Source organism: Marinobacterium sp. xm-m-383 (assembly GCF_013283255.1).
GTDB lineage: Bacteria > Pseudomonadota > Gammaproteobacteria > Pseudomonadales > Balneatricaceae > Marinobacterium_E.
Genome location: NZ_WBYT01000005.1, coordinates 156,952 through 169,824, shown reverse-complemented (window position 1 = coordinate 169,824; position 12,873 = coordinate 156,952). Strand labels below are relative to the sequence as shown.

8 protein-coding genes are annotated in these 12,873 nt (G+C 48.9%); 5 read left to right on the top strand and 3 right to left on the bottom strand.

Features of this window, described 5'->3' with window-relative positions:
- The first annotated feature begins 4 nt into the window (after positions 1-4).
- Genes XMM383_RS09735 through XMM383_RS09725 form a run of 3 tightly spaced genes read left to right on the top strand, consistent with a single transcriptional unit; the run spans position 5 to position 4,550 of the window.
- Positions 5-1,777 (top strand): acyl-CoA dehydrogenase, encoded by a 1,773-nt coding sequence (locus XMM383_RS09735; protein ID WP_173494880.1) that lies wholly within the window; start codon positions 5-7, stop codon positions 1,775-1,777.
- Positions 1,778-1,809: 32 nt separating this feature from the next.
- Positions 1,810-3,660: a feruloyl-CoA synthase gene (locus XMM383_RS09730; RefSeq protein ID WP_173494879.1), complete on the top strand. Its 1,851-nt coding sequence runs from the start codon at positions 1,810-1,812 to the stop codon at positions 3,658-3,660.
- Between the two features lie 11 nt (positions 3,661-3,671).
- Positions 3,672-4,550, top strand: a complete 879-nt coding sequence (locus XMM383_RS09725) for an amidohydrolase family protein (protein ID WP_173481225.1) — start codon at positions 3,672-3,674, stop codon at positions 4,548-4,550.
- 69 nt (positions 4,551-4,619) lie between these two features.
- Here XMM383_RS09725 and XMM383_RS09720 read toward each other — a convergent pair whose 3' ends face one another.
- Entirely contained in the window at positions 4,620-7,388 is a 2,769-nt protein-coding gene (locus XMM383_RS09720; RefSeq protein WP_173494878.1) for a PAS domain-containing sensor histidine kinase, read from the bottom strand.
- A gap of 150 nt (positions 7,389-7,538) precedes the next feature.
- A complete protein-coding gene (locus XMM383_RS09715; protein WP_173484357.1) occupies positions 7,539-8,705 on the bottom strand; it encodes an MFS transporter in 1,167 nt (388 codons plus the stop codon).
- A gap of 88 nt (positions 8,706-8,793) precedes the next feature.
- Here XMM383_RS09715 and XMM383_RS09710 point away from each other — a divergent pair, with 88 nt between their 5' ends.
- Positions 8,794-9,225: a thioesterase family protein gene (locus XMM383_RS09710; RefSeq protein ID WP_173484356.1), complete on the top strand. Its 432-nt coding sequence runs from the start codon at positions 8,794-8,796 to the stop codon at positions 9,223-9,225.
- A 2-nt stretch (positions 9,226-9,227) separates the two neighbouring features.
- Positions 9,228-9,827, top strand: coding sequence for a glutathione S-transferase family protein (locus tag XMM383_RS09705; protein ID WP_173483038.1), 600 nt, complete (start codon positions 9,228-9,230; stop codon positions 9,825-9,827).
- 128 nt (positions 9,828-9,955) lie between these two features.
- Here the strand turns inward: XMM383_RS09705 and dnaB are convergent, their stop codons facing one another.
- The gene (gene dnaB / locus XMM383_RS09700) at positions 9,956-12,823 is read right to left on the bottom strand and encodes a replicative DNA helicase (protein WP_173481230.1); all 2,868 of its coding nucleotides are present in this window, start codon (positions 12,821-12,823) and stop codon (positions 9,956-9,958) included.
- Between the last annotated feature and the right edge of the window lie 50 nt (positions 12,824-12,873).

Genomic DNA, 12,873 nt, shown 5'->3' with positions numbered 1-12,873 from the left:
AACGATGAGTGACTATCAAGCTCCGCTAAAAGAGATGCAGTTTTTGGTTCAGAACGCCGTTGAGAAAACCGGCCTGAACGCCAATGAAGCTTTGGCTGATTTCGATGCCGATACCGTGGCAGCCATTCTAGAAGCGGCCAGTGAACTTGCTGGCAAATCGCTATCGCCTATGAATGCGGTTGGTGACAACGAAGGTTGTCGCTTTGAAGACGGAAAAGTGTTCACACCCACCGGCTGGAAAGAGGCTTTCGATCAGTTCGCACAAGATGGCTGGATGGGCCTAGCCCTGCCAATGGATTTTGGTGGTCAAGAGCTGCCTAAATTCATCGCACAGCCTGTCAATGAGATGTGGCACAGCGCTAACCTATCTTTTGTCATGTTCCACGCGGTCATTCAAGGCTGTAGTGAAATCCTAATGAAGTTCGGTACCGAAGAGCAGAAAGCGCGCTATATCGAGAAGTTCATCACCGGGGAATGGACTGCGGCCATGGCGTTAACTGAGCCTAGCGCTGGTACTGACTTGGGTGAGCTCAAAACCAAAGCGATTCCTCAGGATAACGGCCAATACCTAATTAAAGGTCAAAAGATCTACATCACCTACGGTGAGCACGACATGACTGAGAACAAGGTTCACTTTGTTCTAGCTCGCACACCCGATGCTCCTGAAGGTAGCCGTGGCATCTCTCTATTTGCTGTACCCACTTACCGTATTAATGACGATGGTTCACTGGGTGAATTTAACGACGTTGTCTGTACCGGCATCGAACACAAAACCGGTCTACACGGTAGCCCGACCTGTTCAATGAGCTACGGTGACAAGGACAACTGTTTCGGCGAATTAGTCGGTCCAGAGAACAAAGGCTTGATGGCAATGTTCATTCTGATGAACGAAGCTCGCCTATCTGTCGGTGTACAGGGTGTAGCTCTTTCTCAAATCGCATATCAGCAGGCGTGTGAATATGCACTTGAACGTCCACAGGGTCGTCACTTTGCTACTGGCGAGCGTCGCGTACCGATCGCACAGCACCCCGATGTTGCGCGTATGCTAATGACCATGAAGTCATTTGCGACTGGTCAGCGCGCGTTAGGTTACCTAATCGCAGCACTGTTTGATCAATCAGAACACGCAACGGACGAAGCTGAAAAAGCTGCAGCAGAGTCGCGTATTGCACTACTCACTCCAATCTTTAAAGCCTTCGCGACCGAACAGGCCAACCTAATGACCGGTACCGGCATTCAGGTATTTGGCGGCATGGGCTTTGTTGAAGAGACGGGCGTTGCACAGTTTATGCGTGATGCTCGCATCACGACCATTTACGAAGGTACTACCGGTGTTCAAGGTAGCGACTTGCTGTTCCGTAAGATTCGTATGGATAAGGGTGTAGCACTGACTCAGTTACTTGAAGAGATCGATGCTGTCGCTAATGAGCTCACTGCAAACACGGATCTTGCCAAACTGGGCCAGGACCTTACCGCAGCAACCGCAGCCGTTCGTGACACCCTCCCTGCCCTGCTGGCTGAAGAGGCTGATCTACTGCAACTGAATGCTGGCGCAGTCCCAATGCTGGATGCACTGGGCTTCTTACTGACAGCATGGCAACTTGGCGAGATTGCATTGAAAGCAACTGCTGAACAGAGCAACGATCCAGAGTTCTTTGGCAACATGATCGCGCTAGCCAAGTTCTACAATGCGCACCAGTTACCTCAGGTGTATGCAAAAGTGGCTAACTTCAATTCCGCAGCTGACGGAATTGCGGACTACAAATTTGATGCTTAACGCTTAGATGCATTAGGCATCAGGAGATAAAAATGACTGCAGAATTTCATTCAGTAAATATCAACGACTTCGGCGTGACGATTGAGAACGCTGCCGAAGGCGTGCAATACGTCACCAGTGCAGAGCCATTGGCTGACTACCCAGTTAAGCTAACCGATAAACTGGTTCACTGGGCTAAAGAGACCCCAGACACTGTACTGATCAGCCAGCGCGGTGAAAATGGTGAGTGGGAATCACTCACCTTCGCACAGACACTTGAGCGTGTACGTTCAATTGCCAGCTGGATGCTGTCGCAAAACCTGAGCAACGATCGCCCAGTGGTTATCCTGTCAGGCAACTCGACAGAACACCTATTGGTTGCTCTAGCGTCGATGTACATCGGTGTACCTTTCTCACCCATCTCGACTGCATATTCGTTAATCTCGAGCGACTACGGCAAACTGCGTCACGTCTTTGACACACTGACACCGGGTCTTATCTTTACCGATAACCTAGGTCCTTACCGTGATGCCATTGACGCGGTTAACATCGATAAAGCACCAGTACTGACCTGTTCAGCAGACCACGCAACGGATGGCTTAAGCTATGATGTGACCCACCTTGACCTGGCGCTCAATTGCGAAGCTTCAGCAGAAGCTGACGCAACACACGCCGCTCTAACTGGTGATGCGATCGCAAAGTTCTTATGGACTTCCGGTTCAACCGGCATGCCAAAAGCGGTGATCAACACTCAGCAGATGATCTGTGCAAACCAAGAGATGGTGCGTTCGGTCTACGCATTCCTGAAAGATGAGAAGCCCGTTATTCTGGATTGGCTACCATGGAACCACACCTTTGGTGGTAACCAGAACATCGGTATGGCGATCTACAACGGTGGTACTTTCTATATTGATGAAGGTAAACCGGTACCGAAGATGATTCACCACACTATGGAGAACCTCAAAGAGATTTCGCCAACCATCTACTTCAATGTGCCTAAAGGCTACGAGTTGATGGCGAAAGAGCTAAAAGCGAACCCTGAAATCGCTAAATCGCTGTTCAAAAACTTGAAGATGTTCTTCTTCGCCGGTGCTGGCCTAGCTCAGCACGTCTGGGATCAGCTTGACGAGCTTTCGGTTGAACACACTGGTAAGAAAGTACCTATGGTGACAGGTCTTGGCGCCACTGAGACGGCACCGTCTGTCTTGTTCGCATCCGTTGAAGAGTCTGCATCAGGCGTTGTTGGCAGCCCAGCACCCGGCATCACGCTTAAGCTCATCCCTAACGGTGACAAAACAGAAATCCGCGTGAAAGCGGTTACCATCACCCCTGGATACTGGCGTAACGAAGAGCAGACTAAGAAAGCGTTCGATGAAGAGGGCTTCTACTGTCTAGGCGATGCGGTTAAATGGATCGACGCGAACGAACCTAACCGCGGCCTTCTGTTTGATGGCCGTGTCTCTGAAGACTTTAAACTCGATACCGGTACTTGGGTCAGCGTAGGCACACTGCGTGCTTCACTGATCCACCACTTCGCACCTTACGTGCAAGATGCGGTAATTTGTGGTCGTGACCGTGGTTACATTGCAGCGATGCTCTTCCCAGACTGGGCTCACCTTCAGGCACTGGTTCCTGGTGGCAAAGAGATGGACAACGAGACATTGGTTGCTCAACCACACGTCAAAGAGGTGATGGCAGAACGTCTTGAACAGATGGCGGGCACCAGTACCGGTAGTTCAACACGCGTTAAACGCATCACAGTACTGTCTGAACTGCCATCGATCGACGGCAACGAGATCACAGACAAGGGCTCGATCAACCAGCGCGCTGTCATGGCTCGCCGTGCTGATATAATGGAATCACTATACGTTGAGTCATCTGATGACCACGTGATCTCACTTTAAGGGGATAGAGAATGATTAATCTAGACGAAATCATCGCCATCGACTTCCACACACACGCGGAAGAGCCCTGCTCTTGTGATCGTGATGACGGCTACTTTGAGTTCCAAGAAGCGTTCGCGAAGTACTTCAAGAACCCAGCTGGCCACAACATGATGCCATCACCCGATGAGACTGCGGCTTACTTCCGTGAGCGCAAGATCGCATCGGTTATCTTCCCAGTAGACGCAGAACGCAACACCGGCTTCAAGCGTTACGAAAACGAAGAAGTAGCGCGCATCTGTGCTGAGAACGATGACATCCTTATCCCGTTCGCATCAATCGACCCTGCTAAAGGCCGCTTAGGTGCTCGCGAAGCGCGTCGTCTTGTTCGTGAGTTTGGTGTGAAAGGCTTCAAATTCCACCCAACCATGCAGGGCTTCTACCCGAACGATCGCTCGGCGTACGTTCTATACGAAGCGATCGCTGAAGAGGGTGCTATCGCCCTATTCCACACTGGTCAAACCGGTGTAGGTGCGGGTGCTCCAGGCGGCATGAACATGCGTCTTAAGTACTCTCAGCCAATCTACCTAGATGACGTCGCTGCGGACTTCCCAGACATGACCATCGTTATGGCACACCCAGCCTTCCCATGGCAGGAAGAGCAGCTGTCAGTACTGACACACAAGCCAAACGTCTACATGGATCTATCTGGTTGGTCTCCGAAGTACTTCTCACCAATCCTGCTGCAGTACATGAACAGTATGCTTAAGAAGAAGATGCTGTTTGGTTCTGACTGGCCTGTCATCACACCTGATCGCTGGATTGCTGACTTCGAAAAACTCGACGTTAAAGAGGAGGTAAAACCTCTGATCATGAAAGAGAACGCTGCACGCATTCTCGGTTTGAAATAACCTTTCAAACTGACAAAAACGGGCCTCTAGGGCCCGTTTTTTATTGTCTGAACTCACTTACTGCACTGCTTATTTGTCATACTCAATCAAGAAGGCTTGGAGTTTAGCCAGTTCGATCGGTTTAGAGATCACGATATCAGCGCCGGCCTCTAACATAAGATCGGTCTCTGCGCCGATGGTGGCTGCCGTCAGACCGACAATGGGGCCAGTATAGCCTCTCTCACGCAGCCCTTTCACTAGACCGTAGCCATCCAGTTCCGGCATAAAGATATCAGACAACACCAGATCAAAAGCACCCTCGGCATAGGCGTCTAGGGCCTGTTGGCCATCGCTGTTAACAACCACACTAGCGCCCTGCTTTTTCAACATCTTGGCGGTTAGCATCTGGATGACGTTATTATCCTCTGCCATCAAGACTCGCTTACCCTCCAGTGGATTATCGATCGGCACTGGAGTTTCACTAGTCTGTTTGGATAGATTGACCACTAACTCGATCACAAATTCAGCGCCGCCCTGTTCAGAGGTTTCATAATGAAGATCCCCGCCCATCAAAGCCACTATCTCTTTGCAGACAAACAGACCCAAGCCAGTTCCCTCTGCGTTAGTGTCACCGCGTTGATATGCCTCAAACAGAGTATCTATTTTAGAGTCAGAAATACCCTTACCGTTATCTGAGATTCGAATCGTCAACGCCTTGGTGTGATCCCCTTTTAATTCGCTACTGGCATGGAGGTGAACCTTATCCCCACCCGAGTGAATGATGGCGTTTTTAATGAGGTTCGCGGTGACCTGTCTGAGTAACGAAGACTGAATATGAACTGTGTCACTGGTTAAACTCGTTAAGTTCGCGGTAAGTTCGACACCCGATCGCTCTGCAAGACCCGACAGGTTTGCAACCTGAGCCGTGAGAATTTCATCTATCACAACATCTTTAAATGCGGCTTGCGCCATACGTTCCGGCTGAGCCACTGCACGCAAAGTATCGATTACACCCAACAGATGCTCAATATTGCTTCCGACAAGCGCATTATCCAGCGTCTCTCCCTCTTCAAGATCATCCAGCATCATCTGCAGACTGGCCGCTGGGGTGCGCAATTCATGGCCGATTACGGCGTACATCTGCTTTTGCCGCTCTTGTTCGGCAAGTAATTTTTGTGAAGCTGATACCGCTTTTTCCTTAGCCTTGTGCTCTTCGGTAACATCGATTGATGTACCAAAGGCAAATAACTTATCGTCTTTTAATAGGGTTGTTGCCGTTACTTTCACAATAATAGGATCGGAGTTTACCGGTTGATAAGTGTGAGTAAACGACGTCACCGCCCCGATACCAGCCTCGATAGCATGCTGAACATTTGCATTAAACCCTGCTCGCTCTTCTTCAGGTATTTTAGACAGAACCTGATCCATCCCAACCGTATCAGCTTCAGACAGCCCTTCGCGCGCCATTAAAACTTTGTTACCCGTCATTGTTCCAGACTCTAGATCAACCTCAAAGAAACCGAAATTCCCACTTTCAGCCATAAGATCCAACAACTGGTTTTTCTGTTGCGCCGATCTCTGTGCATTAGTCTCATCAGTTATATCCAAAGATAAGCCAAGGAATGAAACTCGACCATTGAGCTCTCGCCTGATTCGAGTCACACGGTAGTAATGCAGATCGCCATTAGCCAAGTAAAACGGGTGCACAAAAGATTGCAGTTCACCCTTGTTAGAATGAGCCAAATCCTCTCTGGATTTGATAAAAGCTTGTCTAATATCTTCCGTCTGATGAGCGTAAAAGAGCTCTATTGAACGCTCCTCATCTGAGTCATCAATACCCAATCGCTTAGCGACTTCAGAATTACATTTAAAGGTTCGAGTCCCAGGGAAGAACTCAATCAAACCAACTCCACCAGCATTTGAAATAAGATTGATTTGGTCGGTTAAGTCTTCGGCCTCTTTGGCGAACTGAACCTCTTCAGTGATATCAATTGAAACACCGATAAATAGCTTTTCACCCTCACGTTCTATGGACTGACCGACCACTTTAAAATTACACAACACTCCACTTGGCTGGATACGCATATCGTGAACAAAATTCTTATGAGTGCCTACCGGACCTTTGATTAGTTTATCAAACACTTCACTAATAGCTGCCAGACTCTCCTCTGGAAAGCAGTGCGTATAGTCGCTAAACACTATCGGGGTATCAGACTCCGACAGACCGAATCGAGATGAATTGACGGCATCCCCTTTTAAAATTCCAGTTTCCAGACCGTATTCAAAAAAAGCGATGTTAGCCTCAGATGAAACCGCCTTTTGTCGAGCACTTTCCTCTTCAAACCATTTATTAGAGTTCATATGTTGACTTAACAGTTGAAACAACACCTCAAGCCCAATGATCGTCAACCCGGTAAAGGTGACGAACTGAAGCAGCACTCGAACCACTGATAGATCAAAGATAAAAACGGCAGCAGCGCCTACTGAGGCATTCATTACGGCTAAGAGAGCAAAGACCGCAAAACGAGGAAGCAACAGACACATCAACAGTGTGATGATCAGGCTGTAGGTATAACCTACCGTTGGGTTTGAATAACGAAGCGTTGCCACTGCACCCGCTATAAAGATAACCAGGATCGAAATCATTAGTCGGTGCTGATAACGCAGCGGAATAGAACGCAGCGACGCTATGATCAAACAGATGAACAAGACACCCTGGGCCATCACTGGCCCGAACGAACCATCAATAGCGATAGCGCCCCACAGGCTCAGCACAAGTGCTGGCAGCGATAGCAACACCATAAAAAAGGCGACTTTAATCGCTAACTTGTCATAAATCGTTTTTGAAGCACTGTTCATATATCAACCAACTTTTAACTATTTTGCGTTGCAAATTGCAAATACATAGAGAGAATTTGCAAAATAACACCGCTCATTCGAAACAGATGGGGCTAAAACAGCTCAATAAAGCCCTAAATAAAGTTAAGCAATTTTCAGGCCAACTTATCCTCAACTAGAACGCTTTTGATTAAACAGCATCAAACCAAGTACCAACGCAACAATCGGGAAGATCACCAGATTAAGTACCTGCCAACTGGTCGAGTTGAGCAGCAAACCGGACATAAACGAGCCGACCGCGACAATTGAGAAAATCAAAAAGTCGTTTAAACCTTGGGCAACGCTCTTATCCTCTTCCGGAACGCTCTGCGCCACCAACGCCGTCGCACCAATGAAGCCAAAGTTCCAACCGATACCCAACAGAATCAGCGATCCCCAGAAGTGGGTCAATTCCAAGCCAAACAGCGCGATCAATCCAGAGAGTGCAATGAGTAGAAGTCCTATGGCTGTGATACGCGCTTTGCCATACTTAGCCATTAATTTCCCGGTAAAGAAGCTCGGCGCAAACATTGCCAACACGTGCCACTGAATTCCCAGCGCCGCTTGATGCACCTCGTGACCGTGCGAGACCATGGCGATCGGTGCGGCCGTCATAATAAAGGCCATTAGGCCGTAGGAGACCACACCGGCAGCAACCGCTGTCAGATAGGCTGGGCGCTTAAGCAGAGCCAGCGCTTCCAGCTTTGAGCCACCCGACTTCACTTTAGAGGTAGACTCTACCGGTTTCAGCTGAGTCAGCAGCACAATGGCCAGCAAACCCAACACGGACATGGACAGGAAGCTACCGGCATATTGCGCCTCTAGTGCGCCTTCGGTCCAGACAACGACCTGTGGACCAATAATCGCAGCCGCTAGACCACCAATCATAACGCGTGATATCGCCTTACCTTGTTCTTCACTCGCCACCCCTTCGGTAATGGCAAACCGGTAGCTCTGAACATGCGCCGCGTAGAAACCCGCCAAGAAGGTGCCACTACAGAACCAGATAAACGACTGGTTGATGATCGACGTCCCCGCGACAATGCCCGCCAATACGCAGACCATGGCGGCAAACAGATAAGCGGCTTTTCGACCGAACTGTCGCACCATAAAGGCCGCTGGCAAAGTACTGAGTGCAACACCTAAATTGAACAGAAACACCGGCATGGTGATCAGATCTTGCGGTGCATTAAGAGAGAGACTGACCAGGCCGCCCAACGAGATGATGATCGGCGGGGTCGAAGCCCCTAGTGCTTGCGCAACGGGGTAGAGTTTTACATTGGTTGAGGCAGAAGACATAAGATTTCCTTAAAAGCACTAGTGCTGTGTGCGATAACAGGCTAAGTTCTCATATAGGGATTAGTGTTACAAGAAGGATTTACAGCCCATGGCACGTATTAAAATTGATATGCCCGATAACTACCTATTTTCGACGGTAATGGATGTTCGTATCAGCGATATCAACTACGCAAACCACCTAAGTAACGACAGTGTGCTGAGTTTTGTACACGAGTCACGTACCCGTTTTTTGCGACAGTACGGATATACAGAGTTGGACGTGGAGGGGTTAGGCATCATCATGACCGACAGCGCCATTGTCTACAAAGCGGAAGGCTTCCATGGTGACCAAATCCAGATCGACATCACGGTCGGGGACTTCAACAAGTATGGCTGCGACATCTTCTACCTGATGACCAACAGAGCCACAGCCGTTGAGATAGCCCACGTAAAAACTGGCATCGTCTTCTTTGATTATGACGCACGCAAAGTGGTGGGATTACCAGAGGCGTTTCGAGCTAACTTGTTAAAAGAGGCTTAGTCATGCAGTTAATGCTCTCACATACCTCGCCCTATGCACGGGCGGTGCGCATCGCGATCATGCTTAAAGGGCTAGACTCAGAGTGCAGCATGGTTTGGGTTGATCCCGCATCAAACACTCCTGAACTGGTTCAGGCCAACCCCAGTGTCAAAGTCCCCACGCTGATTCTGGATGATGGCACTACCCTGACCGAAACCCTGCTGATCATGCAGTACTTGGAGCGCCGCGCACCCAACCCTCCGCTTTTTCCCAATGCTCAAGCCATTCAAGAGATGTCGCTGGCAGGCAGAGCCATCGGTTTACTCGATGCAACCGTCTGGATGATGCTCTTTAACAAATCACTGGCGACTGACGAGAACCGTAACAGCGTACTACCTACTCGTCGCTTACGAGCCATTGAACGCCTGTTAGATGAGCTCGCTGAACACCCGCCAAGAGTCGTTGGAGCCACGCCTGGAATGGGCCAGATACTATTACTGTGTGCGCTTGAATACTTAGAGTTTCGCTTTCCAGAAATGAACGCGACCGAAAGAGCGAAACTGGTAGAGTGGTGTAAGCCGTTAAAAGCATCTGAGCCGTTTCATCTGACCGAGTTTTATTGACGGTGTCAGCGAGCTCCCAAGGTCTTGGTGACTGGCTTCAGCCTGTCATCCGCTCACTACAAACAGTGAATCTCTAGAAAAGGCTGCAACAGCAGATGACAGGCTAAAGCCAGTCACTTTCCTGCTGTTTACTCATCCGGTGGGTATTCGTAGCTGTGTGCCAGGTTCTCGAAACGGGTGTACTTACCGATAAAGGCCAATCGAGTGGTACCGATCGGGCCATTACGCTGCTTACCAATGATGATCTCTGCAACGCCTTTCTCGGGTGAATCTTCGTTGTAAACCTCATCACGGTAGATGAACATGATGACGTCGGCATCCTGCTCGATCGCGCCCGATTCACGAAGGTCGGAGTTCACTGGGCGTTTATTTGGGCGCTGCTCTAGGGAACGGTTAAGCTGCGACAGTGCCACCACTGGACAGTTCATCTCTTTCGCTAGCGCCTTCAACGAGCGAGAGATCTCAGAGATCTCGGCAGTTCGCCCTTCACTCTTACCGGTCTTAATCTGCATCAACTGCAGGTAGTCGACCATAATCATGCCGATTTCACCATGCTCACGCACAATACGACGGGCACGGGTTCGCATCTCGTTGGGGCTGATACCCGGCTGATCATCAATATACAAGGGTTTGTTCTTCAGCATGTTGACGGCCGCAGTCAGCTTTGGCCAATCATCATCTTCCAACTGACCGTTACGTACACGCGTCTGGTTGATACGACCAAGCGATGACAACATACGCGTCATCAACTGAGCGGCAGGCATCTCGAGGCTGAAGACTAGAACCGGCTTGTCATCCCCCATCAAGGCGTTTTCCACCAGGTTCATAGCGAAGGTGGTGTTATGGACACAAATATCTTCAGCGACAAAGTTGTGTAGTTCAGGGACGGTTAAATCATAAACCTGATCATTTCCAACATAATCGATCGAAACTATCTCATCCCAATATAGATCAGAACTAGAGAGACTCATCAGATAGCTATCATCAAAGAGCTCTGCATAAAAACGAGCTTTTTGGCGACTTAACGAACGCTTACTTACACCCTGTAAATGTGGATTAAATCCATTCGGACACTCTAACCCTTTCTGTGCAAATAGATCTGGCCAGCTCTGCTCGCCTTTCAGTTCAAGGATATAGTCGTTGACTGAATCCGGCAGTGCATCTCGGTTTGTGTGAGATCTTTTTAATGACAACTCAGCTTTGGCTTTTGCAAGACGATCCTCTTTACCAATCATTCCTATCTGAGTGATAAAGGTTTCTATCGATTCGCGCGAAATCAGCTCAACTTCGAACTGGTCACGCTTGTGGTGCGTCTTAGTTCTTAGCTTGGCAACTATTCCAAAACGCAAAAGCAAATGTTGGATATCACTCGCTAGGGATTCACTGGCACTGCTGTAACTAATCCGAATCTGCCCAGTTGAACTGAATGAGACTCCACCATCACATGCAAAAATACGATTTAGGAAGAGCTTCAAATGACTTTTTGGCAAGCTAAAAACTGCTTCTGGAATAACCTTTTCATGCGCTAAACAACCCCAAACACCCTGCTCTTTCAAGAACACTGTCACCGGGTTAATTAACGTTGAACTAGACTCATAAACCTCATGAGTCTCCTGTTGAAATTCGCTTCCAAAAAAATCACAAAGGGACTGGTAACCTAATGGATTTGGCACAGAAACGGCATTACGCCAGGCACTAATTGTCGACGGCTGGAGTGATAATCTATTGGCTAACGACTTACCTGAGAGTCCAAACCTTTGCATCGCGTTTTCTAAATATGCTGCAAATCTAACTCTCATTAGATTGGTATTTTCAGAGCGCCCAGAAACACGGTAGCTTGGCGCACGATGATCGTAACTCGTACGAGTCACCTTAACCGAATTAAACTGTTCAACGGCCTGTTTAAAGTCAGCAACAATGGTTTTATTTACATTAGTAAAGATGGGGTTAGTTTGCGTGGTACCGCCATCGCTTAAGAAATAAGCCAGTGCTTTAACTTGATACTCTGGCAAGGGTGTCGAGCCAAAAATTGGCAGCACCCTTGGCACACCAATTTTTTCACCAGTGGAAATATCGGCTAGTTTCTTCCACCCTTTACCCGTTAAAAATGGGTGAGTTAACGTTGTTTTAATCGATCGACCGAGTGCGGTTTTGACTTCAAATACAGGTTTAACGCCGTCATCCACAAACTGTGAAGCACGGGCTTCCACTAACTTAAACTGATCATTAACTGCAGTAACTGAACCATATTGTTCGGCAACCATCTCATCGATCGTTAATCGTGAACCCGTTTTAGGATCGACTAATCGTGAACCTGAAACAATGCATTTACCCATCGAGGGCCTTGCGGCGACGATGATCAGATCTGACGGCTGGAGACCACCGGTGCGTTCGTTCAGGTCGTCAAAGCCAGTGGTTAGACCGGTCAGTGCATCGCCATTACTGAACAGCTCATCAATACGTTCAACGGCCGCTTTAAGCAGTGGGTTAACCGATTGAGGGCCACTCTGGTTGGGACGGTTCTCTGCAATCTGAAAGATCTTAGATTCCGCCTCATTCAACACCTCATCGGCCGAACGACCATCAGGGAAGAAGGAGGAGTCTGAGATCTCTGTTGAGACCGAAATCATCTGACGCAGCAAGGCACGATCGCGAACGATCTCTGAGTAGGCTCGAATGTTGGATGTACTTGGCGTGTTGCGCGCAAGATCAACTAGATACTCTAGCCCGCCAGCACGTTCCAGCTCGCCGGTACGGTCCAGCTCTTCAGAAAGCGTCACCACATCGATTGGACGACCTTGATCGATCAACTTCTGCATGGTGCGGAACATCATGCGATGCCCACCGGTGTAGAAGTGCTGTTCCAGACAGACTTCCGACACAACGTCCCATGCGTTGTTGTCCAACATCAAGCCACCCAGCACCGACTGTTCCGCCTCTATCGAGTGAGGGGGTACTTTGGCCTGTGTGAGATCGTCGTCTTGGAAATCGAGCATGGTCTAATTACTGCAGAAATAAAATGATTAGAGCAAGTAACTATACCTGT

Bases quoted from the DNA above. Each gene is read 5' to 3' on its own strand.
- XMM383_RS09710 (WP_173484356.1), top strand. From the start codon at position 8,794: ATGGCACGTATTAAAATTGATATGCCCGATAACTACCTATTTTCGACG.
- XMM383_RS09730 (WP_173494879.1), top strand. From the start codon at position 1,810: ATGACTGCAGAATTTCATTCAGTAAATATCAACGACTTCGGCGTGACG.
- dnaB (WP_173481230.1), bottom strand. From the start codon at position 12,823: ATGCTCGATTTCCAAGACGACGATCTCACACAGGCCAAAGTACCCCCT.
- XMM383_RS09715 (WP_173484357.1), bottom strand. From the start codon at position 8,705: ATGTCTTCTGCCTCAACCAATGTAAAACTCTACCCCGTTGCGCAAGCA.
- XMM383_RS09705 (WP_173483038.1), top strand. From the start codon at position 9,228: ATGCAGTTAATGCTCTCACATACCTCGCCCTATGCACGGGCGGTGCGC.
- XMM383_RS09720 (WP_173494878.1), bottom strand. From the start codon at position 7,388: ATGAACAGTGCTTCAAAAACGATTTATGACAAGTTAGCGATTAAAGTC.
- XMM383_RS09735 (WP_173494880.1), top strand. From the start codon at position 5: ATGAGTGACTATCAAGCTCCGCTAAAAGAGATGCAGTTTTTGGTTCAG.
- XMM383_RS09725 (WP_173481225.1), top strand. From the start codon at position 3,672: ATGATTAATCTAGACGAAATCATCGCCATCGACTTCCACACACACGCG.